We start from the raw sequence: 21,184 nt of genomic DNA, 5'->3' as shown, positions 1-21,184 counted from the left end.
AACCCGCCTCGGCCGCCACGCCCACCGCACCCGCGCCCAACGGCGCGCCGACCGCCGCAACCGCCACCGACACCCCGCCCGCCACCGACGCTCCGCCCAAGCCCGCCGCGCCGGCCGAATGGAAGGTGACGCTGGACGCCTTCAACATCCACGAAGGCGAGCTCTACGTCACCGACGCCATCAGCAAGCTCGACTACACCCTGACCGGCCTGGCCGTCACCGTCGAGGGCGTGGCGCTGCCGCAGGTCAAGGGCGAACCCATCAATCTCTGGCTGACCGTGGACAACAGCACCGATGGCGGCTGGATCCGCGCCAAGGGCCCGCTGGTGCTGCAACCGCTGTCGCTGGAGCTGGCGCTGCGCATGGGCAACGTCGCGCTGGCGCCGTTCGCGCCGGCCGTGCGCAGCCTGTCGCCGATCCTGTTGCAGGACGGCCGCCTCGGGCTGACCGCGCAGGTGCACGTGCTGGACAAGAACGGCGCCGTCGATGCGTCCGCCACGGGCGTGCGCGCCGAGCTGGCCCAGTTCAAGGCGCGCGACGAAACCCTGAATCCCGCGCTCGACGTCGCGCTGCAGCAACTGGTCGTCACCGCCGACCGCCTGGCCATGGGCCCGGGCGCCAGCAATTTCACGCTGGCGGCGGCCGGCATCCAGGGCGGCGGCAAGCTCGACCTGAAGGGCGCCTTCACGCCGCAGCCGCTCAGCGTCAAGACGTCGGTCGACCTGTCCGGCCTGAACGTCGCCTCGTTCGCGCCGTACTTCGCCTCCAGCCTGAATGCCACCGTGCGCGCCATCACGCTGGGCGCCAAGGGCGACGCCGAATTCGCGGCTGCCAACGGCAGCGCGCCGATGAAGGCCGGCTGGAAGGGCGGGGTCGATATCACCGACGTCGACCTGCAGGACCGCGTCAACAAGGACGACTTCCTCAACTGGAAGCGCCTGGGCCTGTCCGGCATGAACGTCTCGGTGGCGGGCGAGAAGATCGTCGCCGGCCTGGGCGACATCGCGCTTGACGACTTCTACGGCCGCATCCTGCTCAATGCCCAGGGCCGCCTGAACGTCATGGACCTGGTGGCCGCGCCCGGGCAGGCCGGCGGCTCCATTACCCAGGACACGCAGACCCCCGGTCGGCGCGCCGAACCGCCGGCGCCGGCGGCCAAGGGCGGCGGCATGCCGGATATCTCGCTCAACAGCGTCACGCTGACGCGCGGCCGCATGACCTTCACCGACCGCTTCGTCAAGCCCAACTACGTGGCCGAGCTGTCCAGCATCGACGGTTCCATCACGGCGGTGTCGTCCACCAACCCGCAGCCCGCCAAGGTCAAGGTCACCGGCCGCGTCTACACCACCGCGCCCCTGTCGATCAGCGGCGTGGTGCAGCCGTTCGCCAAGTACCTGTCGCTTGACCTGAAGGCCTCGGCCAAGGGCGTGGACCTGCCGCGCTTCAACACCTACTCGGCCAAGTACGTCGGCTACCCGATCAAGCGCGGCAAGCTGTCGGTGGACCTGGAATACAAGATCAAGGACCGCGCGCTGCTGGCCACCAACCACGTGGTGCTGAACCAGCTGACCTTCGGCGACAAGACCAACAGCCCCGACGCCACCAAGCTGCCGGTGCTGCTGGCCGTTGCCCTGCTGAAGGACTCGCGCGGCAACATCGACATCAACCTGCCGATCTCAGGTTCGCTCGACGACCCCGAGTTCTCGGTCGGCGGCATCGTCGTGCGGGTGCTGCTGAACCTGGTGGTCAAGGCCGTCACCTCGCCCTTCAGCCTGCTGGCGTCGGCCTTTGGCGGCGGCGAGGAACTGTCGTACGTGGAATTCGCGCCCGGCAGCGCCGCGCTCACCGAAGACACCTTGCAGCGCATCGACACCCTGACCAAGGCGCTGGTCGACCGCCCCGCGCTCAAGATGGACCTGAGCGGCCGCGCCGATCCCAAGACCGACCTGGACGGCCTGCGCCAGGCCTGGGTCGACGCCCAGATCCGCCTGGCCAAGGCCCGCGACGTCGCCCCGCGCGGCAAGAAGCCGAACCCGGCCGGTGTCGAGGTCTCGGGCGCCGAGCGCGCCAAGTACCTGGAAAAGGTCTACGACGACACCGACCTCAAGGACAAGCCGCGCAATTTCATCGGCATGGCCAAGTCCGTGCCGCCGCAACAGATGGAGGAGATGCTGCGCGCCGCGGCCCCGGTGGGCGACGAGCAGTTGCGCCAACTGGCCGACGCGCGCGCGCAAGCGGTGTACGAGAAGCTGCAAGCCCAGGAAGGACTCGCGGATCGCGTGTTCATCGTTGCCCCGCAACTGGACGCCGATGGCATCAAGGACGAGGGCCTGCCCTCGCGCGTGGACTTCTCCCTGAAGTGAACCCCGGCGGTTCGCCAGGACGCGGCCGCGTCCGGCGGCCGTCCCTTGCCCGGAGATGCATGATGAAAGACCAGGACGCGCATTTCGACAGCCTGCTGCCGCCCCTCAAGCTGGACCGCCGTGGCTTCATCGCCACCACGGTCGCCGCCGGCTTCTCGCTGGCCGCCGGCCCCGCCGTCGCGCAGACCGCCATCAAGACCGACGCCAACGGCCTGACCGCCGGCAAGGTGGACATTCCCACCGCCGACGGCAAGATGCCCGCCTACCGCGCCGCGCCCGCCGGCAAGAAGAACCTGCCGACGCTGCTGGTGGTGTCCGAGATCTTCGGCGTGCACGAATACATTCAGGACGTCTGCCGCCGCCTGGCCCACCTGGGCTACCTGGCCATCGCGCCCGAGCTGTTCGCGCGCCAGGGCGATCCGGCCAAATACACCGACATCCCCAAGCTGCAGGCCGAGATCATCAGCAAGGTACCCGACAAGCAGGTGCGGGATGATCTCGATGCCACGGTCGCCTGGGCCGCCGCCCACGGCGGCAGCGACGACAAGCTTGGCATTCTCGGCTTCTGCTGGGGCGGCCGCCAGGTCTGGCTCTACGCCGCCCACAACCCCAAGCTCAAGGCCGGCGCCGCCTGGTACGGCCAGTTGGGCGGCGACCCGAGCGAACTCAAGCCCAAGTCGGTCCTGAGCCTGGTCAACGACCTCAAGGCCCCGGTCCTGGGCGCCTACGGCGGCAAGGACGCCGGCATCCCCCTGACCGACGTCGACAAGATGCGCATCCAACTCGCCAAAGGCCCCGCCGCCGCCAAGGCCTCCCGCATCGACGTCTACCCCGAAGCCCCCCACGCCTTCCACGCCGACTATCGGCCGAGTTACCGCAAGGCCGAGGCGGAGCAGGCTTGGCAGAGGATGCTGGACTGGTTCAAGCAGAATGGGTTGGGGACTTGAGGTGAGTGTTTCTTCGGGGCGAGAAGGGCGTTCTTCGTAGGCCGCCCCTGGCGTCGGCCGGGCAGGCGGGGCGCGCCCACGATTGCGGTCCGGAGCCTTCGCTCCGGACTTCCCCCTCGTCATCTTCGTTGTCGCCTTCGGCGACGGCCTTCAGATTCCCTCGGGCGCATCGAGGTTGCGCCCCGCCTGCCCGACCGCCGCCAGGGGCTACCGACATCTGCATGGGTGAGGCCGCTCGGGCGGGGTGAGGGGAGAGATCTTGCGTCGCCCGCCGGGACCGGCTGCGCGGGCAGCCGGTCCCGGCATACGCTTTGGCGGTGCGTCGAAGGGCTGGCGCTGCGCGCGGGTGGAGAGGAGGGAAGGTGGCTGCAACGTCGTTGACGGGAAGATCGGTGTGATCGTTGACGGGAGGCCTCCGGCTATCCGTGGGACGTCAATCCCCACACTCCGGATTCCGTTTCCAAACGCTCATGTCCCTCGCACACGCGCAGCGTCATCCGTGACTGCAAGACCCCGCGTAAGCCAAAAAAAGGCCGCTCGCGCGGCCGTTTTTTGGCGGGCCCTGCAAACTCCTCCCGCCCCCCTAGATGCGGCCAAGCATGCCAAGCACCCACCCGCCCCAACAATGCGGAAACCAAGACATCCTGAGCCCGGCGGGACGGCGGCAGGCGGGGGCGGGGCGTGTAGATGCGCCCGACGGAATCCGAAGGAGTCGCCGAAGGCGAGGACGAGGATGAGGCAGGGGGGGCCGCCGAGGCCAGTCCGGAGCGAACGCTCCGGACCGCAATCGTAGCCCCGCCCCCGCCTGCCGCCGTCCCGCCGGGCGGCTCAAGAACTCAATCCCCCGCCAGCCCAAAAAAACCGCAGAGAATTCACTTCTCCGCACTCTCCCCCGGCAACCCATCACTAACCTCAGCCAACGCCGCCTTCATATCCTCATAAGAAATCACCCGCTCATTCTGAAAACTCCCCAGCACCCCCCGGCACCCGTCGACGCCGGACCGCTTCATCTCCTCCATCATCCGCGTCCCATCCGCCAGCCCCTTCTCGTAAAGCCCGTCATACCCCGCCGCCGAAAACCCGTATTCCTTCGCATACCGTTCCAGGTTCTTGCGCGAGGTCGCCTGGTGCTGCGCCAGGTCGGGTTCCGACGCCCCGCACGAACGCGCCGCGCCATTGGAGGCGCCTGCCGCCACCACGAACGATTCGAACTGGGCCTGCTCGGCCGCGTCGGGGGCGGCCCAGGCGGGGGCGGCCACGGCCATCGTAAGGGCCAGGCCGATCAGCATCTTGCGCATCGGTTTGTCTCCGCAAAGCGCCCGCGCGCGGCCATCGCGCCCGGGCATTGAACACGCCCACATTATGGCAACGAACCCCGCGCCGCCCCGCGTGTGGAGTCGTTTCAGACTGTGCGGGTTTCTTTCCCGATCTGTCCGCCGGGCCAGCAAGCGCAACAGACACGAACTATGATGAGGGCTGTGGGGCACGTCCGCCCCAATGCAACACCCCCAACACTGGAGATTTCCCCATGAGCATCAAAGTCGGCGATCGCGTGCCCGACGGCACCCTGACCGAATTCATCGAAACCGAAAGCGAAGGCTGCTCGCTCGGCCCCAACGCCTTCCAGGTCGCCGACCTGACCCGCGGCAAGACCATCGCCCTGTTCGCGCTGCCCGGCGCCTTCACGCCGACCTGCTCGGCCAAGCACCTGCCCGGCTACGTCGAGCAGGCCGCCGCCCTGAAGGCCAAGGGCGTCGATGAAATCTGGTGCGTGTCCGTCAACGACGCCTTCGTCATGGGCGCCTGGGGCCGCGAACAGAAGACCGCGGGCAAGGTCCGCATGCTGGCCGACGGTTCCGCCCTCTGGACCAAGGCCCTGGGCCTGGAGCTGGACCTGATCCAGCGCGGCATGGGCGTGCGCTCGCAGCGCTATTCGGCCCTGATCGTCGACGGCGTGGTCAAGCAATTGAACGTCGAAGGCCCCGGCAAGTTCGAAGTCAGTGACGCCGCGACCCTGCTGTCGCAACTCTGATTTCCCGCGCAGTTCCTGTTTCATCGCTCAATGCGCGGGCCGCCCTGGCGGTCCGCGCCGCTACCTCCCGGCAGAGGTAGCCAGACGCCATGCTCGCAACCATTTCTTCTTTCTCGTCGCTGTATTTCGCGACCCTGCTGATGCTCATCGGCACCGGTCTGTTCAACACCTACATGGGGTTGAGGCTGACCGCGCAGTCCGTCAGCGAGATCTGGATCGGCGCCCTGATCGCCGGCTATTACCTGGGCCTGGTGTGCGGCGCGCGGCTGGGGCACAAGCTCATCATCCGCGTCGGCCACATCCGCGCCTTCGTTGCCTGTGCCGCCGTCGCCACCAGCATGATCCTGGCGCAGACGCTGGTCGACTCCATGCCGCTGTGGCTGGTGTTCCGCGTCATCTCCGGCATCGTCATGGTGACCGAATTCATGGTCATCGAAAGCTGGCTCAATGAACAGACCGAAAACCATCAGCGCGGACGCGTGTTCTCCGTCTATATGGTGGTGTCCGGCCTGGGCACGGTGCTGGGGCAACTGGCCCTGACCGCCTACGCCACGCTCGACCTGCGGCCGCTGACGCTGGTGGCCATGTGCCTGGTGCTGTGCCTGGTGCCGATCGCCGTCACGGCGCGCTCGCATCCGCCCACGCCCCTGCCGGCCGCGCTCGACATCCGCTTCTTCATGCGGCGCGTGCCGCTGTCCATGACCGTGCTGTTCGTGGCGGGCAACCTGTCCGGCGCCTTCTACGGCCTGGCCGCCGTCTACGGCGCCAAGCACGGCATGAGCACCTCGCAGGCTGCCATCTTCGTCGCCGCCGCCGTCACCGCGGGCCTGCTGTCGCAATGGCCCATGGGCTGGCTGTCCGATCGCATCAACCGCGCCGGCCTGATCCGCTTCAATGCGATGCTGCTGGTGTTGCTGCCCGTCGTCATGTGGGGCTGGCTGACGCTGCCGTTCTGGGCGCTGGTGCTGCTGTCGTGCGCCTTCGGCATCCTGCAGTTCACCCTGTATCCGCTGGGCGCCGCCTTCGCCAACGACCACGTCGAATCCGAACGCCGCGTCAGCCTGTCGGCCGTGCTGCTCATGACCTACGGCGTGGGCGCCTGCGTCGGCCCCATGATCGCCGGGGTGCTGATGTCGGTGGCCGGCCACAGCATGTACTACGTGTTCATCTCGGCCTGCGCCCTGATCCTGGTGTGGCAGGTGCGTCCCACCCGTGTCACCGGCGCGCACCAGGTCGACGAGGCGCCGGTGCACTTCGTGCCCATGCCCGACACGCTGCAAAGCTCGCCGGCGGCCGCCGTGCTCGACCCCCGCGTCGATGTCGAGAACGACATCGGCATCGAGATGGTCCAGCCTGATCCCGCGGCGGCTCCGGCGCCGGTGGAAGGCGCTGGCGCCGTCGACCCGCCCGGCGGCGCCGTCGACCCGGCGTCAGGCGTTGCCCCCCGGCCGGCCGAGCCGGATGCCGCCGAGGCGCTTCAGGCCGACGAGCCGGCGCGTGAGCCGCGCACCGGCACCTGAGGTTGACGGCGCCCGTTCACCACGGCGCCATCAGCAGGATGGCCGCCAGCGCCAGCGCCAATCCCAGCCCGTTGACGCGGCTGAGCGGTTCGCGGAACGCCAGGGCGCCGACCAGCGTACCCAGCGAGATCACCCCCATGTTCATGGCGGCGAACACCAGCGCGGGATGGTCCGGCAAGGCCTGATGCGCGCGGATGTAGGTGATGATGTTGCCGAAATTCACCGCGCCCAGCGCCACGCCGGCCGCCAGGTGGCGCGGCGCCCAATGCGCGCGGCGCCATAGCAGGTAGGCCAGCATCAGCGCGCACGCCAGCGCGAACGCCAGCAGCAACCCGCCCGCGAACGCGGTGCCGGCGCGCGCGACCTGCTTGAACAGGATGTCCACCACCCCATAGGCCACCCATACCGCCAGCGGCCACAGCCACTGCGCACGGCGTGACTCCGCATCGGCGGGATCGGCCGCGCCCGATGCCGGCGCCGCGCGGCGCAGCAGGCAGAAGAGGGCGGCGAAGGCCAGGGCGATGGCGCCCAGCTTGCGGCCGCTGACCGGCTCGCCGAACAGCAGGAATGCCGCCAGCAGCGGGATGAAAAGCGACAGCCGCTGCGCCGCGTCGCTGCGCACCACGCCGGCGTGGCGCACAGCCAGCGCCATCGCCATGAAGCCGCTGGGCAGCAGCACGCCTAGCGCAGCCAGCACCAGCCACGGCGTCCGCGGGGTCAGCAGCGCGGCTGGGTCCGGCCGCAGCACGGCCCAGCAGAGCAGGGCGGCCACCGCATGGTTGGCCATGATGGCCTGGCGCACGTCCACCTGCCAGCGCCGCGCCAGCTTCAGCATCGCCGCCACGGCGACGCTGCAGGCGACGCTGGCCAGCAGGTAGGACAGGCCGGGCGTCAGCGGCATGCGGCCACGTCCTGGTGGGCGTGGGCCTGCTGGGTCGCATCGATGCGCATGCCCAGGCGTTGCAGCAGGCGCTGGTCAGCCTCCATGCGCGGATTGCCGGTGGTCAGCAGCACGTCGCCATAGAACATCGAATTGGCGCCGGCCATGAAGCACAGGGCCTGCATGGCGTCGTCCATGGCTTCGCGCCCGGCCGACAGACGCACCATGGCGCGCGGCATGGTAATGCGCGCCACCGCGATGGTGCGCACGAATTCGAACGGATCGAGCGGCTCGGCATCGGCTAGCGGCGTGCCTTCCACCCGCATCAGGCTGTTGATCGGCACCGATTCGGGGTAGGGCTCCATGTTGGCCAACTGCGCGATCAGGCCGGCGCGCTCCTGGCGCGATTCGCCCATGCCGACGATGCCGCCGCAGCAGACGTTGATGCCGGCGCCGCGCACCCGTTCCAGGGTGTCCAGGCGGTCCTGGTAGGTGCGGGTGGTGACGACCTTGCCGTAGAACTCGGGCGCGGTGTCCAGGTTGTGGTTGTAGTAGTCCAGGCCGGCGTCCTTGAGTTGTTCGGCCTGGCCCTCGCGCAGCATGCCCAGGGTGACGCAGGTTTCCAGGCCCAGTGCCTTGACCGCGCTGACCATCTCCGCCACGGCTTCCAGATGATGCGGCTTGGGACTGCGCCAGGCCGCGCCCATGCAGAAGCGCTGCGCCCCGCCGGCCTGCGCGGCGCGGGCCGCGGCCAGCACTTCGTCCAGCGGCATCAGCTTTTCGGCTTCCAGGCCCGTGTCGTAGCGCGACGACTGCGAGCAGTAGCCGCAGTCCTCGGGACAGCCGCCGGTCTTGATCGACAGCAGGCTCGACAGCTGGATGCCGTTGGGATCGAAATGGGCCCGGTGCGTCTGCTGGGCGCGATACACCAGGTCCATGAACGGCAAGTCGTAGAGTTCCATCACGGCGGCGCTGCTCCACGCGGACGCGGGCTGCGGTTTGGGCGGCTTGGGAACGGGAATGTAGGCGGTCTGCATGAACGGACTCCAGGAAGGCTTGCGGGGATCTCGCCGCCGGCCCGAGGGGGCGGCTTGATCGGCGGATCGTATGAAGCTGCGCAGGGTTTGCGCAATCTGGTGTCCGGGGGCGATTTTGGCGATGTGTTGTCGCCGGTTTCGCTGGAAAAGGCGTTTTTTAGGGGCGGGCGGAATCTAACGCGGCGGCATCTTCGCGCAGCCGCCACCCCCGATTATTTTGATTCAAATTGTAAATTCTGAGCGCCGGCCGTCAGCCCGGGTCGGACTTGCCGCGTGCGCGCGGCTTCTCGTGGCCGGTGATGCCGCGGTCGCGGGCCCAGACGATGGCTGCGCTGCGCCGGTGCACCCCGATCTTGCTGTAGATGGTGGCCACATGGTTGCGCACCGTGTTGCGCGACAGGCGCAGGTGGCGCGCGATGCCGTCGTCATCGTGGCCCTGGCACAGCAGGCCCAGCACCTCGCGTTCGCGCGCGGTCAGTTGCGCCAGTTCGGCCACGTCGCGCGGCGCCGGCGCCGGGGCGCGCAATTGGGCCAGTTTTTCAATGATGCCGCGGCTGAACCAGGAGGTGTCCTGCATCACCGCCTCGATCGCGGTCAGCAGTTCGGTCTCGCTGCGCTTGCGTTCGCTGATGTCCTGCATCACAAGAAGCAGGCGGCGTTCGCCGCCAATCATGACCGGTTCGGCCGACACCAGGCAGTCGAGCTGGCCGCCGTCGGCCGTGACCAGCGCGGCCTCGCGGCTGCGCATGCTTTCGCCGCGCGCCAGGCGCTCGGCCATGCCCTCGGACGGACGCAGGCCGAGCGCCGTCAGTTCCTGGCCGACGCCGTCCCGGGACGATACGCCCACCGCCTGCGCAAAGGCGTCATTGAAATCCAGCGCGCGCAGCGAATCGCCCTCGCACAAAGCCATGGGCACCGGCGCCAGGCGGAATGCCTTGGAAAAGCGTTCCTCGCTATGTTGCAGGGCTTCTTCGGCGCGCTTGCGTTTTTCGAGGTCGATGAAGGTGAACAGCATGCAGGGCTCGTCCTGCATGTCGATGGGCTGGCCGGCGACGATGACGAACCGGGGCGCTCCATCGCCCAGCCGCAGCACGCCCTCGCGCTGGCTGATGGTCAGGCCCGCGTTCAGCTTGGCCACTGCGTCGTCCTTGTCCTCGCCGCCATCGAGCACGTCGAGTTCGTACGCCGATTTGCCCAACACCGCTTCGCGTGGCAGGCCCGTCATGTCCAGGAAGCCCTGGTTCACTTTCACATAGCGCAGGTCGGACAGCCGGCAGATGAGCGCCGGCGCGGGATTGGCGGCGAAGGTGCGTTCGAAGCGCTGTTCGGCGTTGAAGGCCTCGGTCTGGTCGTCCAGGATCAGCACGCGGTAGTCCGCGCCGTCGTCTTCGAGCAACAGGCCGCGCGCGCGAATGTTGCGCAGGAAGTCGGCGTCGTCCTTGCGCGTCAGGTCCAGCAGCAACTCGTCGAACGCCACGCCGGCGGCCAGCCGATCCAGCGGATACTGCCTGGCCGGCACGCGGTGGTGGTTGCGGTAGGTCAGGGCGAAGCGCTTGCGGTAGCCCGCGGGCGTCTGTCCCAGGGCGTCCAGCGTGTCGGCCCCGTGCAGCGCCAGCGCGCTGGCGTTGGCCCAGGCGATGGCGCCGTCGGCTTCGAGCAGGATGATACCTTCGTTCAAGCCAGCGATGATGCGTTGCAGGTGCTGGCGGTGGGCATGTGGAGCGGCGTTGCTGGCGGTCACGTGGGCCTCTTGGCTTGGCTGGCACAAGCGCACAGGATGCGTTGCGACGCGCGGCCTGTCCAGAGGATAAACGGACGAGACCGGGGAAGGGCGACGCGGCGCGTGTTGGCGCGCAAAGCAAAAAAGCCCCGGAATCCGGAGCTTTTGGCGGGCGCCTTCTGGCGCAGTGCAGGAAGACTCCTGCGGAACAACTGGTCTTGCGGCTTGCTGGGATGCACGCAATATGCTTGGCGGAGCGGACGGGGCTCGAACCCGCGACCCCCGGCGTGACAGGCCGGTATTCTAACCAACTGAACTACCGCTCCGCAGCGGCTTACTGGACTTCAGGGCATACCGTCTTGTCAGGACGATCTTGCAGGTCCGGTCGGCGAGCCAGCGAACTGGCGTCCCCTAGGGGATTCGAACCCCTGTACTCACCGTGAAAGGGTGATGTCCTAGGCCTCTAGACGAAGGGGACCGGAAACTGCAACTGCTCCAACTACTGTACTACTTACTGCTTTACTGGTGGAGGTAAGCGGGATCGAACCGCTGACCTCTTGCATGCCATGCAAGCGCTCTCCCAGCTGAGCTATACCCCCCAGAATCCCTGCTGTTCCAACCTGCAAACAACAAGGCTTACACCCTATAAATGCAAAAAGCTCCAGGGACGGAGCTCTTGAAAGGCACTGCGTAGAGCGCTTTTGGCGGAGCGGACGGGGCTCGAACCCGCGACCCCCGGCGTGACAGGCCGGTATTCTAACCAACTGAACTACCGCTCCGCAGCGGCATACTCAACTACTGTGTCACTTCAACTGCATCTTGTACTGCTGCCAGTGAACTGGCGTCCCCTAGGGGATTCGAACCCCTGTACTCACCGTGAAAGGGTGATGTCCTAGGCCTCTAGACGAAGGGGACTTGGACTTGCTGGCTTTACTACGATTTTTACTGCGGTTTTCCTGCTGTACTGCGTTCTTCGCTTTGGACTGGTGGAGGTAAGCGGGATCGAACCGCTGACCTCTTGCATGCCATGCAAGCGCTCTCCCAGCTGAGCTATACCCCCGTTCTTCTAATCAATTCCTGCTTCCGTTCCACGTTTTTCCGACCGCTTTCGTGGTCGTTTTTCGTGTTTCGTTGCCGGTTTTGTTTAGTGCCGTTGGCGAAGAAACGAGATTATGCACGAACTAATTTCGGCGTGCAAGTCGGTTGGATGCAAAAAATGAAAAAGTTGCGCTGAAATCGCTTTCAAGGGGACATATGCGGGGGAGCCGGGCTTGGGGGCCGTGCTCCATCCGGTGTGCGGGAGGGGCCGGCAAGGCCCGCGCAGAAGCGTTTGCGGGCTGTCCGCAAACGCTTCTGCGGGCTCGGTCCGAAGCCGCCCGGCCGCTGGAAAATCAAAGGCTTGCGCGAGTGCTATCGTGGGGGGCGGGGCCGCGGGCGCGCGCAAGGCGTCCCGCCATGATGTCTTTGCCGGCAGGAGATTTTTTTCGCATGAGCACCAACACTTCTTTTCCGACGCGCCAGTTGGGGCGCAGCGACATGTCCATCACGCGCATTGGCCTGGGCGCCTGGGCCATGGGCGGCAACGCCTGGGCCATCGGCTGGGGGCCGCAGGACGATGGCGATTCGATCGCCGCGATCCGGTTGGCGGTGGACCGCGGCATCAACTGGATCGACACCGCCGCCGTCTACGGGCTGGGCCATGCCGAGGAAGTGGTGGGGCGGGCGCTGGCGCAAATGAGCCCCGGCGACCGGCCCTATGTCTTCACCAAGTGCGGCCTGACGTGGTCCCCCGAACAGCCGCGGGCGACGCCGCGGCGCACTGGCGCGCCGGCCAGCATCCGCCGTGAAATCGAGGGCTCGTTGCGGCGCCTGGGCGTGGAACGGATCGACCTCTACCAGATGCACTGGCCGGCCGGCGACGGCACGCCGCTGGAAGTCTATTGGCAGGAACTGCTCGACCTGAAACAGGCGGGCAAGGTGCGGGCGGTGGGGCTGTCCAACCACAACCTGGCGCAGTTGCAGGACGCCGAGGCGCTCGGCCACGTGGAGTCGCTGCAGCCGCCCTTTTCCGCGATCCAGCGCGGCGCGGCCAACGACCTGATACCGTGGTGCGCGCAGAACGGCACCGGCGTCATCGTCTATAGCCCGATGCAGTCGGGCCTGCTCAGCGGCGGTTTTTCCGCCGCGCGGGCGCAGGCCCTGGGCGCGGATGACTGGCGTTCGCGCAATGCCGAATTCCAGGCCCCCAACCTGGCGCGCAACCTGGCGTTGGCCGAGGCGCTCAAGCCCATCGCCGAACGCCACGGCACGACGCAGGCGGCGGTGGCCATCGCCTGGACGCTGGCGTGGCCGGGCGTCACCGGCGCCATCGTCGGCATGCGCAATGTGGCGCAGGTCGACGGCGTGCTGGGCGCGGCGGAACTGGAACTGGACAGCGACGACATGGCGCGCATCGCGGACGCGATCGAGCTGACGGGCGCGGGAGTGGGGCCGCTACGGCCGGTCGACGACAGCGGCGCGCTGCCTGTCAACCTGTTGCGCTAGGACCTCGGCCAGTGACGGCCGCCAATGAAGGTAGCCGGCGAAGGCGCATGCGTCGGACCGGGCGCTGCCCGGTCCGATTCAGGGTCAGGAACGGCGCGCGCGGCGGGCGCCGAAGGCGGCAATCAGCGCCAGGCCGATCAGCGCCAGCGCCGATTTGTCGCCGAAGCGCGCGTAGGGCGTCAGGCCCGCCATGCCCTGCACCGACACCGGCAGCACGCCCGGCCGCAACGGCGCCAGTTGCGCCGCCACCCGGCCCTTGGCGTCGATGGCCGCGGTGATACCGGTGTTGGTGGCGGTCAGCATGGGGCGGGCGGTCTCGATCGTGCGCAGGCGCCCGATCTGCAGATGCTGGCGCAACGCCCAGGTGTCGCCGAACCAGCCCAGGTTGCTGACGTTCACCAGGATGGTGGCGCCCGGTTCGCCGTTGGCGCCGGGCTGCAGCGCCGGCAGCAGGTCGGGGCCGAACAGGTCTTCGTAGCAGATGTTGAAGGCGATGTGCTGGCCGCCCACCGCGAACGGCGTCTGGCGTTCGGGGCCGCGGTCGAAATCGCCCAGCGGGATGTTCAACATGTCGACGAACCAGTGAAAGCCCGGCGGCACGTATTCCCCCCACGGCACCAGGTGACGCTTGTCGTAGCGCATCGCCGTGCTGCCGCCGGTCAGCTGTTCCAGCGGCGTCTGGCCGTCGAAACCCATGACGCTGTTGGTGTAGCGGTCACGGCCGTCGCGCACGTCGTGGATCGGCACGCCCATGGCGATCACGGCATTCTGCCGCGCGGCCACCTGGCGCCAGACGTCCCAGACGCGCGGATCGAGCTGGTCCTGGAAGATCGGCAGCACGGTTTCCGGCAGGATCACCATTTGCGGCGGCGGCACGCCCGGCGCCGGCGGCAGGGCCGCCAGTTCGAGATGGCGGCGCAGGCTCTGGTCCAGCAGCGCCGGATCGAATTTCTGCGATTGCTCGATGTTGCCCTGGACCAGCCGCACATTCAGCGCCTCGCCGCTGGCCGTGGACCAGTCGATGCGCGACAGCGGCCAGCCGGCGGCCGCCAGCGCCAGCGCTACGCCGGCGGCCAGCGCTCGGCGGCCGTCCCGGGGAGCGTTGCGGTCGCTGGCGGGACGCCACAGGCTTGCGATCGCGGCGGCGGCGAAGGCCGACAGCAGCGCCATGCCGTGCACGCCCAGCAGCGGGGCCCAGCCAGCGATGGGGCTGTCGACCTGCGCGTAGCCGATGTTGAGCCAGGGGAAGCCGGTCAGCAGCACCGCGCGGACCCATTCGAAGCCGGCCCACAGCGCGCCCCAGGCCAGCGTGCTGGACAGCACCTGTCCCGGCGCCGAGTCGGCCGCCAGCGGGACGTAGCGCCGCGCCAGCGCGCCGGCCGTGGCCGGGAACAGCGCCAGGAAGGCCGACAGCGCCAGCACCGCGGCCACGGCCAGCGGCGCGGCCAGGTCACCGTAGCGATGCAGGCTGATGAAGATCCAGTACAGCCCCAGCGCGTAGGTGGCGAAGCTGAACAGCCAGCCGCGCAGCCAGGCCTGGCGCGCCGAGGGCGCGTATAGCGTGACGCGCGCGGCCACCGCCAGCGCCAGGATCTGGGTGATGGCCAGCGCCCAGTCCGGCAGCGGACCGGGCGCGAAGGTCAGGGCGTGGATGGCGCCGGCCAGCGTCAGGCCGGCCGCGCCCAGCAGGAACGGACCGCGGGCGGCGCGGCTCATGCGTCGGTATCGGGCTGGACGCCGCGGGAGGGCGCCACGCGCTTGACGCGCAGCCAGATGGCGCGGCGCGCGTCGCCGCGCGCCACTTCGAGCTTCAATCCGTCGAACTCGGCGACGTCGCCGCGGCGCGGGATGCGACCCAACTGGCCGCCCATCCAGCCGCCGACGCTGTCGTACTCGTCGTCGGGTAACTGGCAGCCGAACACGTCGTTGAAGTGCGAGATGTCGGTGGCGGCCAGCACGCGCCACTGGTTCTCGCCCTCGGGGAAGATCGAGTCTTCCTCGGTTTCGTCGAATTCGTCCTCGATGTCGCCGACGATCTGTTCCAGCACGTCTTCCATCGTCACCAGGCCGGAGATGCCGCCATGCTCGTCGATGACGATGGCCTGGTGGTTGCGGCTGGCGCGGAACTCGTGCAGCAGCACGTTCAGGCGCTTGGATTCGGGGATGAACACGGCCGGACGCACCAGCGTGCGCACCTCGATGCCGGGTTCCAGCATGCAGCGCAGCAGGTCCTTGGCGAGCAGGATGCCGATGATGTTGTCGCGGTCGCCTTCGTAGACCGGGAACCGCGAGTGCGCGGTTTCGATCACGTTGGCCACCAGGTAGGGGATGGGCTGCGTGACGTCGAGCAGGTCCATGCGCGAACGCGGCACCATGATGTCGCCGACGGTGCCTTCGGACACGGCCAGCGCGCCCTTGATCATCTTGTAGGACTCCGCGTCCAGCAGGTCGCGGTCATGCGCGGCTTCCAGGACGGCCTTGATGCCTTCACGGTCCTCGGGCTCGCGGCGCACGAGGGAAAGCAGGCGGTCTAGAAGGGATTTGGTGGCGGGTTTGGATGAGCGAGCGGGCGTCGCTTCGGGAGCAGGGTAGGGGTCAGACATCGTCCGGGAGGACAAGTTAGGGAGGGGTCAGCATAACCGAATCTGGCGCGCAATTTGTAACGCGGCACGCGAAAATGGGGCCAACCGACGCGATCTGCGCCGTGCAGGCCGCCATTTCGCGCCGATTGCTCAGGGTTGACCCGAGGACGGCCGGATCAGGCCGCCACGTACGGGTCGGCGATGCCCATGCGCGCCAGCGTGGCGGTCTCCAGCGCTTCCATGCGACGGGCGTCGCGCGCCTTGATGTGGTCGTAGCCGAGCGAATGCAGCACCCCGTGCAGGGTCAGGTGGGCGGCGTGGTCGAGCAGCGCCTTGCGCTGTTCGCGCGCCTCGCGCACCAGCACCGGCACGCACATCACGATGTCGCCGCGCGCCACGCCCAGCGGGTCGACGCCGTATTCGAACGTCAGCACGTTGGTGGCGTAGTCGCGCTGGCGGAAATCGCGGTTCAGGCGGCGCCCCTCGGCCGCGCCCACCAGGCGCAGGCTGAGCTCGGCGGCGCTGAAGTCCACCAGCCCGTCCTCGGCCGCGGCGGCCAGCGCCCGCTCGGCCCAGCGGCGCAGGCGCCAGCGCGGCAGGCGGGGTTCCTCGACGCCGTACTGGACGGACAGGGACAGATCAGGCGTCATGTTCGGCGGCCCGGTCGTAGGCATCGACGATGCGGGCCACCAGCGGGTGGCGCACCACGTCGCGGCTGGTGAAGCGGGTGGTGGCGATGCCCTGCACGTCGTGCAGCACCTTGACGGCGTGCGCCAGGCCGCTTTCCTGGCCGCGCGGCAGGTCCACCTGCGACGGGTCGCCGGTGATGACGGCCTTGCTGCCGAAGCCGATGCGCGTCAGGAACATCTTCATCTGTTCGGGCGTCGTGTTCTGCGCCTCGTCCAGGATGACGAAGGCGTGGTTCAGCGTGCGGCCGCGCATGTAGGCCAGCGGCGCGATCTCGATGGTCTGCTTCTCGAACAGGCGCTGCACCTTCTCGAAGCCCATCAGGTCGTACAGGGCGTCGTACAGCGGGCGCAGGTATGGATCGACCTTCTGCGCCAGATCGCCGGGCAGGAAGCCCAGCCGTTCGCCGGCTTCGACCGCCGGGCGCGTCAGCACCAGGCGCTGCACCGTGTCGCGCTCCATCGCGTCGATGGCGCAGGCCACCGCCAGCCAGGTCTTGCCGGTGCCGGCCGGGCCCACGCCGAAGGTGATGTCGTGCTTGAGGATGTTGTTCAGGTAGTCGCGCTGGCGCGGCGTGCGCGGACGCAGGTCGCTGCGCTTGGTGCGCAGGGCGATGGCGTCGCTGTCGTCGTCCAGCGACGGCAGCGGGTCGGCCTCGCGGGCCGGCGCGTCCTGCGTTTTCTCTTCCTGGCGGCCGACGCCGATCTCGACCAGCCCGAGCTGGATGTCGTCGACCGAGAGCGCGCGATGCACGGCCTGCTCATGGAAACGGCGCAGCACGCGGCCGGCCAGTTCGGCCTTGTCGCCTTCGATGGTGACGCGGCTGCCGCGGCGCGAGAGCTTCACGCCCATGCCGTCGGCGAGCTGGCGCAGGTTCTCGTCCAGCGGGCCGCACAGGTTGGCCAGGTGGGTGTTGTCGCCGTCCAGGATGACGACGGCGGGCAGGCTGCGGCGGGCGCGGGGGCGGGAAGTGGTCATTCGGCCTCTTGGGAGTCGCGGTCGACGTCGGCCACCCGGGCGCGCAGCGAATTGGTGTGCGCCTCGGTGATGATGACGTCGACCATCTGTCCGATGAGCCGCGCGGGCGCGGCGAAGTTGACGATGCGGTTGTTCTCGGTGCGGCCCATCAGCTCGTTCGGGTCGCGCCGCGACGGGCCTTCCACCAGTAGGCGCTGGCGCGTGCCGATCATGTTGCGGGCGATGGTGGCGGCCTGCTCGTTGATCAGCGCCTGCAGGCGCTGCAGGCGGCGCAGCTTGACGTCCTGCGGCGTGTCGTCGTGCAGGTCGGCCGCCGGCGTGCCGGGGCGGCGCGAATAGACGAACGAGAACGAGGTGTCGAAGCCGACGTCCTCGATCAGTTTCATGGTCTTTTCGAAGTCTTCCTCGGTTTCGCCGGGGAAGCCGACGATGAAGTCGGACGACAGCGTCAGGTCGGGACGCGCGGCGCGCAGGCGGCGCACCACCGACTTGAACTCCAGCGTGGTGTAACCGCGCTTCATGGCCGCCAGCACGCGGTCGCTGCCGGCCTGCACCGGCAGGTGCAGGAACGACACCAGCTTGGGCAGGCGGGCGTAGGCGTCCACCATGCGCTGGGTCATTTCCTTGGGGTGCGAGGTGGTGTAGCGGATGCGTTCGATGCCGGGGATCTCGTGCACGTACTCCAGCAGCATGGCGAAATCGGCGATCTCGTCGCTGTCGGCCATGCGGCCGCGATAGGCGTTGACGTTCTGGCCCAGCAGCGTGACTTCCTTGACTCCCTGGTCGGCCAGGTCGGCCACTTCGACCAGCACGTCGTCGAACGGCCGCGAGACTTCCTCGCCGCGCGTGTAGGGCACGACACAGAAGCTGCAGTACTTGCTACAGCCTTCCATGATCGAGACGAAGGCGGTGGCGCCGTCGACGCGCGGCGGCGGCATGTTGTCGAACTTCTCGATCTCGGGGAAGCTGATGTCGACCTGCGAGCGGCCTTCGGCGCGGCGGCGCTGGATCAGGTCGGGCAGGCGGTGCAGGGTCTGCGGGCCGAACACCACGTCCACATAGGGCGCGCGCTTGACGATGGCCTCGCCTTCCTGGCTGGCCACGCAGCCGCCCACGCCGATCACCAGGTTCGGGTTGGTCTTCTTCAGGTGCTGCACGCGGCCCAGGTCGGAAAAGACCTTTTCCTGGGCCTTCTCGCGCACCGAACAGGTGTTGAACAGGATGACGTCGGCTTCTTCCGGATTGTCGGTCAGTTCCAGCCCCTGGTCGCCGCGCAGCACGTCGGCCATCTTGTCCGAGTCGTACTCGTTCATCTGGCAGCCGAAGGTGCGGATGTAAAGCTTGCGGGGAGCGCCGGTGGCGGGGGCGGGCGGGACGGCGGCGGCGCCGTCTTGCGCGTGGGGCACGCGCTTGAGGGAAGTTTCTTGCATGTCGGTCGCCGTGACGGGTGTAGATCCCGGGGGCAGTGGAGAGGGGAAAAGCGGAATTTTACCCCTTGCAGCAAATTTCCTTCATCGATGTGCAATGCAGGGTTACGATAGCTGGCCCTCGCCGATTCCCTTTCCGAGAACAATTATCTTTACGCGACCGGTCCGATGACGACGAATCCCTCCCTTCCGCCGGCCGCCACGCTCGCGCCCGGCGCCGCGGTCGCCGCGGCGGACGAGTTCCGCAACCCCCTCTCGACCACCGCCTGGCTGCTGGCCGGGTTGGGCGTGGCCGTGGTGGCGGCGGCCTGTGCCCGGTGGGTCGACCTGCCGCTGGCGATCTGGATCCGGCAATCGGTCAGCGATGGCGTCAACACCTCGTTCGAGTGGATCGGTGAACTGGGTGAAAGCGGCCGCTATATCGGCGTGGCGCTGGCCTTCTACGTGGTCGGCCTGATCGGCCTGGCGCGCGGCTGGCGCAATCCGGTGCGCATGAGCTACGCCAGCATGGCGCGCGGCAGCCTGCTGATGCTGTCGACCATGGCCGTGGGTGGACTGGTGGTGCTGGTGCTCAAGCGTTCGGTGGCGCGGGCGCGCCCCGAGCTGTTTTTCGAGAAGGGCATCTACGGGCTGGGCGAAGCGTTCTCGCGCGCCAACCAGTTCAATTCCTTTCCTTCCAGCCACACCTACGCCGCCTTCGCGGTGGCGGTGACGCTCGGCATCCTGGCGCCGCGCTGGCGCTGGGCCTTTCTGTCGCTGGCCGCGCTGGTCGCCGCCAGCCGCCTGGTCAACCTGGATCACTACCTCTCCGACGTGCTGACCGCCGCCGCGATCGCCATCGCGGTCGGCCATCTGCTGGCGCCGCGGGTGCTCTGTAGCAAGTACCAGTGGCCGCTGCGCGCGCCGTGGCGCTGGTGGAAAAAGGGCTGAGCGCGCCGCGAGGCGCCGCCGACGGACCTCAATGAAAATGGCCGCCTGCATGGCGGCCATTTTCGTTGGCGGCAAGGTTCAGGCGAACGCCACCACCACGCGGCGGTTGGTGCGGCTCTTCTTTTCGATCTTGGTGACCGTGACCGGGCCGATCTCGCCGGTGTTGGCCACGTGCGTGCCGCCACAGGGCTGGCGGTCCACGCCGGGGATCTCGATGATGCGGATGCGCGCCGCGCCGCCGGGCGGGGCGGCGCCGACCGTGCGCACCAGGTCGGGCTGCGCCGCCAGTTCCTCGGGCGTGATGGTGTTGACGGTGACGTCGGTGCGGGCCTGGATCAGCGTGTTCAGGCGCTCGGTCAGGTCGGCCTTGTCGAGCGTCGACTCGGGCAGGTCGAAGTCGATGCGGGCCGAGTCGGGCGAAATGCTGCAGCCGGTGACGGGCGCCGGCACCAGCGAACCGAGCAGGTGCAGACAGGTGTGCAGGCGCATCAGCCGGTGGCGGCGCGGCCAGTCGATGCGCACGGTGACGCGGTCGCCGACCTGCGGCGCCGCGGCGCCCTCGGCCAGCACGTGCAGGATGCGGCGGCGGTCGTCGGCGTAGATGGTGTCGGCCACCGGCAGCGCGCGGCCATCGGCCAGCGTCAGCGTGCCGCTGTCGCCGGCCTGCCCGCCGCTGCGGGCGTAGCAGAGGGTCTGGTCCAGTTCGACGCCGTCGGCGCCGACGGCGATGACGGTGGCCTCGCACTGCTGCTCGTAGGGCGCGTCGTCGAAGCGCTTGAGGGTGACGCTCATGGGGATGTCTCCGTTGTCTTTCTGTGTGGTGTGGGTCAGGCCAGGATCCGGATGCCCCGGTCGGTCTCGATGGCGGCCTGCAGGCGTGGCGGGCCGTCGGCCTGCTCGATGGCGATGAGCGCGTCCGCGCCCAGCCAGGCCAGCCCCTGGCGCAGCAGCGCGGCATGCGGATGGGTGGCGGTCAGGGCGCGCAGCGTCAGCGGCTGGCGCGGCAGGCTGACGCCGGGATAGGCTGGCACGTCCCACTGGATCAGGGTCGGCAGCAGGCCGTCGCCGGCCGCCTGGCCGCCCTCGCGCCAGGCGGGCAGGCTGCCGTCGTCCGGCACCGTGAGCCGCCAGCGCAGGTCGCCGCGGGTCATGGGGATGGCGGGCGCGATGCGATCGGGGTGCCGCGCCTGCCATGCGCTCAGGTCAGCGGGCGCCTCGACGCGCGCCGCCCAGTGCGCCAGGAACGGCCCTTCGGCCAGGCGCGCCCGCATGGCCGGCTGGTCCAGCCCGAACCAGCGCGGCCGCTGTGGCGCGGGGGCGTCCGGGTCGATGGCGATCACTTCCAGGTACACGCCGCCCGCCATGCCCAGCACGCGGTTGTGGGTGCCCATGCGGGGATGCGCGCCGCCGCCCGTGGGCGCGATGCCCAGCAGGTCGGCCACGTGGCGCGTGCCGCTGTCCAGGTCGGCGGCGGCGACGACGAGATGATCGAGAGCCAGTTTCATGAGGCCTATGGTAGCGAATAAGGGGGCGGTCG

At 68.6% G+C, this 21,184-nt stretch carries 17 protein-coding genes and 6 tRNA genes; 6 read left to right on the top strand and 17 right to left on the bottom strand.

The genetic code is table 11. The annotated features are described in order from the left end of the window. Together AruCF_RS20170 and AruCF_RS20165 are read left to right on the top strand one after the other, a co-directional pair. Positions 1–2,363, top strand: a 2,363-nt coding sequence (locus AruCF_RS20170) for a DUF748 domain-containing protein (RefSeq protein ID WP_083036831.1), incomplete at its 5' end; no start/stop codon positions are given. 62 nt (positions 2,364–2,425) lie between these two features. Next, the gene (locus AruCF_RS20165) at positions 2,426–3,310 is read left to right on the top strand and encodes a dienelactone hydrolase family protein (protein ID WP_049075641.1); all 885 of its coding nucleotides are present in this window, start codon (positions 2,426–2,428) and stop codon (positions 3,308–3,310) included. 872 nt (positions 3,311–4,182) lie between these two features. On the opposite strand, the gene AruCF_RS20160 is transcribed toward AruCF_RS20165, so the two are convergent. Further along, the gene (locus AruCF_RS20160) at positions 4,183–4,608 is read right to left on the bottom strand and encodes a hypothetical protein (RefSeq protein ID WP_049075639.1); all 426 of its coding nucleotides are present in this window, start codon (positions 4,606–4,608) and stop codon (positions 4,183–4,185) included. 230 nt (positions 4,609–4,838) lie between these two features. On the opposite strand from AruCF_RS20160, the gene AruCF_RS20155 reads away from it, so the two are divergent. Together AruCF_RS20155 and AruCF_RS20150 are read left to right on the top strand one after the other, a co-directional pair. Next, positions 4,839–5,342 (top strand): peroxiredoxin, encoded by a 504-nt coding sequence (locus AruCF_RS20155; RefSeq protein ID WP_049075637.1) that lies wholly within the window; start codon positions 4,839–4,841, stop codon positions 5,340–5,342. A gap of 89 nt (positions 5,343–5,431) precedes the next feature. Next, positions 5,432–6,862, top strand: coding sequence for an MFS transporter (locus tag AruCF_RS20150; RefSeq protein WP_049075636.1), 1,431 nt, complete (start codon positions 5,432–5,434; stop codon positions 6,860–6,862). 16 nt (positions 6,863–6,878) lie between these two features. Here the strand turns inward: AruCF_RS20150 and AruCF_RS20145 are convergent, their stop codons facing one another. The 9 genes from AruCF_RS20145 to AruCF_RS20105 form a co-directional block, all read right to left on the bottom strand. Then, entirely contained in the window at positions 6,879–7,757 is an 879-nt protein-coding gene (locus AruCF_RS20145; RefSeq protein WP_049078027.1) for an EamA family transporter, read from the bottom strand. Further along, the gene (gene bioB / locus AruCF_RS20140) at positions 7,754–8,779 is read right to left on the bottom strand and encodes a biotin synthase BioB (RefSeq protein WP_049075634.1); all 1,026 of its coding nucleotides are present in this window, start codon (positions 8,777–8,779) and stop codon (positions 7,754–7,756) included. The genes AruCF_RS20145 and bioB overlap by 4 nt, the downstream gene beginning before the upstream one ends. Positions 8,780–9,029: 250 nt before the next feature. Further along, entirely contained in the window at positions 9,030–10,520 is a 1,491-nt protein-coding gene (locus tag AruCF_RS20135) for a helix-turn-helix transcriptional regulator (RefSeq protein ID WP_049075632.1), read from the bottom strand. 228 nt (positions 10,521–10,748) lie between these two features. After that, positions 10,749–10,825 (bottom strand) — tRNA-Asp (locus tag AruCF_RS20130). Between the two features lie 76 nt (positions 10,826–10,901). Further along, positions 10,902–10,977, bottom strand: a tRNA-Glu gene (locus tag AruCF_RS20125). Between the two features lie 45 nt (positions 10,978–11,022). After that, positions 11,023–11,098, bottom strand: a tRNA-Ala gene (locus AruCF_RS20120). Positions 11,099–11,201: 103 nt separating this feature from the next. Next, positions 11,202–11,278: transfer RNA gene (locus tag AruCF_RS20115), tRNA-Asp, on the bottom strand. A 60-nt stretch (positions 11,279–11,338) separates the two neighbouring features. Further along, positions 11,339–11,414, bottom strand: a tRNA-Glu gene (locus AruCF_RS20110). Positions 11,415–11,483: 69 nt separating this feature from the next. Beyond that, positions 11,484–11,559 (bottom strand) — tRNA-Ala (locus AruCF_RS20105). 428 nt (positions 11,560–11,987) lie between these two features. On the opposite strand from AruCF_RS20105, the gene AruCF_RS20100 reads away from it, so the two are divergent. Beyond that, a complete protein-coding gene (locus AruCF_RS20100) occupies positions 11,988–13,043 on the top strand; it encodes an aldo/keto reductase (RefSeq protein ID WP_080977473.1) in 1,056 nt (351 codons plus the stop codon). An 84-nt stretch (positions 13,044–13,127) separates the two neighbouring features. On the opposite strand, the gene lnt is transcribed toward AruCF_RS20100, so the two are convergent. The 5 genes from lnt to miaB all read right to left on the bottom strand — a co-directional run bounded on the left by lnt (position 13,128) and on the right by miaB (position 18,720). Next, positions 13,128–14,759: an apolipoprotein N-acyltransferase gene (gene lnt / locus AruCF_RS20095; protein WP_049075631.1), complete on the bottom strand. Its 1,632-nt coding sequence runs from the start codon at positions 14,757–14,759 to the stop codon at positions 13,128–13,130. After that, complete coding sequence (locus AruCF_RS20090) at positions 14,756–15,646, bottom strand: CorC family transporter (RefSeq protein WP_049075628.1); 891 nt, start codon at positions 15,644–15,646, stop codon at positions 14,756–14,758. Before AruCF_RS20090 ends, lnt begins: the two co-directional genes overlap by 4 nt. Positions 15,647–15,801: 155 nt before the next feature. After that, on the bottom strand, positions 15,802–16,275 hold the full coding sequence (gene ybeY, locus AruCF_RS20085) for an rRNA maturation RNase YbeY (RefSeq protein WP_049075626.1): 474 nt from the start codon (positions 16,273–16,275) through the stop codon (positions 15,802–15,804). Next, positions 16,265–17,290 carry a PhoH family protein gene (locus AruCF_RS20080; protein ID WP_049075624.1) on the bottom strand — a complete coding sequence of 342 codons (1,026 nt, stop codon included), beginning with the start codon at positions 17,288–17,290 and terminating at the stop codon, positions 16,265–16,267. Before AruCF_RS20080 ends, ybeY begins: the two co-directional genes overlap by 11 nt. Beyond that, on the bottom strand, positions 17,287–18,720 hold the full coding sequence (miaB, locus tag AruCF_RS20075) for a tRNA (N6-isopentenyl adenosine(37)-C2)-methylthiotransferase MiaB (protein WP_049075623.1): 1,434 nt from the start codon (positions 18,718–18,720) through the stop codon (positions 17,287–17,289). The genes AruCF_RS20080 and miaB overlap by 4 nt, the downstream gene beginning before the upstream one ends. 165 nt (positions 18,721–18,885) lie before the next feature. Between miaB and AruCF_RS20070 the strand changes: the two genes are divergently transcribed. Continuing rightward, on the top strand, positions 18,886–19,647 hold the full coding sequence (locus AruCF_RS20070) for a phosphatase PAP2 family protein (protein ID WP_080977472.1): 762 nt from the start codon (positions 18,886–18,888) through the stop codon (positions 19,645–19,647). Positions 19,648–19,725: 78 nt separating this feature from the next. Here AruCF_RS20070 and AruCF_RS20065 read toward each other — a convergent pair whose 3' ends face one another. Both AruCF_RS20065 and AruCF_RS20060 read right to left on the bottom strand, forming a co-directional pair. Beyond that, a complete protein-coding gene (locus AruCF_RS20065; protein WP_049075621.1) occupies positions 19,726–20,439 on the bottom strand; it encodes an alanyl-tRNA editing protein in 714 nt (237 codons plus the stop codon). A 35-nt stretch (positions 20,440–20,474) separates the two neighbouring features. Beyond that, positions 20,475–21,152, bottom strand: a complete 678-nt coding sequence (locus tag AruCF_RS20060) for a VOC family protein (RefSeq protein WP_049075619.1) — start codon at positions 21,150–21,152, stop codon at positions 20,475–20,477. Between the last annotated feature and the right edge of the window lie 32 nt (positions 21,153–21,184).

The organism is Achromobacter ruhlandii, assembly GCF_002082135.1.
Classification (GTDB): Bacteria; Pseudomonadota; Gammaproteobacteria; order Burkholderiales; family Burkholderiaceae_B; genus Achromobacter; species Achromobacter ruhlandii.
The sequence above is the reverse complement of the archived record's forward strand: the minus strand, read 5'-3'. Positions and strand labels throughout refer to the sequence as shown.

Coding starts and splice junctions, on each gene's coding strand:
- AruCF_RS20165 (WP_049075641.1), top strand. CDS start 2,426: ATGAAAGACCAGGACGCGCATTTCGACAGCCTGCTGCCGCCCCTCAAG.
- AruCF_RS20160 (WP_049075639.1), bottom strand. CDS start 4,608: ATGCGCAAGATGCTGATCGGCCTGGCCCTTACGATGGCCGTGGCCGCC.
- AruCF_RS20155 (WP_049075637.1), top strand. CDS start 4,839: ATGAGCATCAAAGTCGGCGATCGCGTGCCCGACGGCACCCTGACCGAA.
- AruCF_RS20150 (WP_049075636.1), top strand. CDS start 5,432: ATGCTCGCAACCATTTCTTCTTTCTCGTCGCTGTATTTCGCGACCCTG.
- bioB (WP_049075634.1), bottom strand. CDS start 8,779: ATGCAGACCGCCTACATTCCCGTTCCCAAGCCGCCCAAACCGCAGCCC.
- AruCF_RS20100 (WP_080977473.1), top strand. CDS start 11,988: ATGAGCACCAACACTTCTTTTCCGACGCGCCAGTTGGGGCGCAGCGAC.
- lnt (WP_049075631.1), bottom strand. CDS start 14,759: ATGAGCCGCGCCGCCCGCGGTCCGTTCCTGCTGGGCGCGGCCGGCCTG.
- AruCF_RS20090 (WP_049075628.1), bottom strand. CDS start 15,646: ATGTCTGACCCCTACCCTGCTCCCGAAGCGACGCCCGCTCGCTCATCC.
- ybeY (WP_049075626.1), bottom strand. CDS start 16,275: ATGACGCCTGATCTGTCCCTGTCCGTCCAGTACGGCGTCGAGGAACCC.
- AruCF_RS20080 (WP_049075624.1), bottom strand. CDS start 17,290: ATGACCACTTCCCGCCCCCGCGCCCGCCGCAGCCTGCCCGCCGTCGTC.
- miaB (WP_049075623.1), bottom strand. CDS start 18,720: ATGCAAGAAACTTCCCTCAAGCGCGTGCCCCACGCGCAAGACGGCGCC.
- AruCF_RS20070 (WP_080977472.1), top strand. CDS start 18,886: ATGACGACGAATCCCTCCCTTCCGCCGGCCGCCACGCTCGCGCCCGGC.
- AruCF_RS20065 (WP_049075621.1), bottom strand. CDS start 20,439: ATGAGCGTCACCCTCAAGCGCTTCGACGACGCGCCCTACGAGCAGCAG.
- AruCF_RS20060 (WP_049075619.1), bottom strand. CDS start 21,152: ATGAAACTGGCTCTCGATCATCTCGTCGTCGCCGCCGCCGACCTGGAC.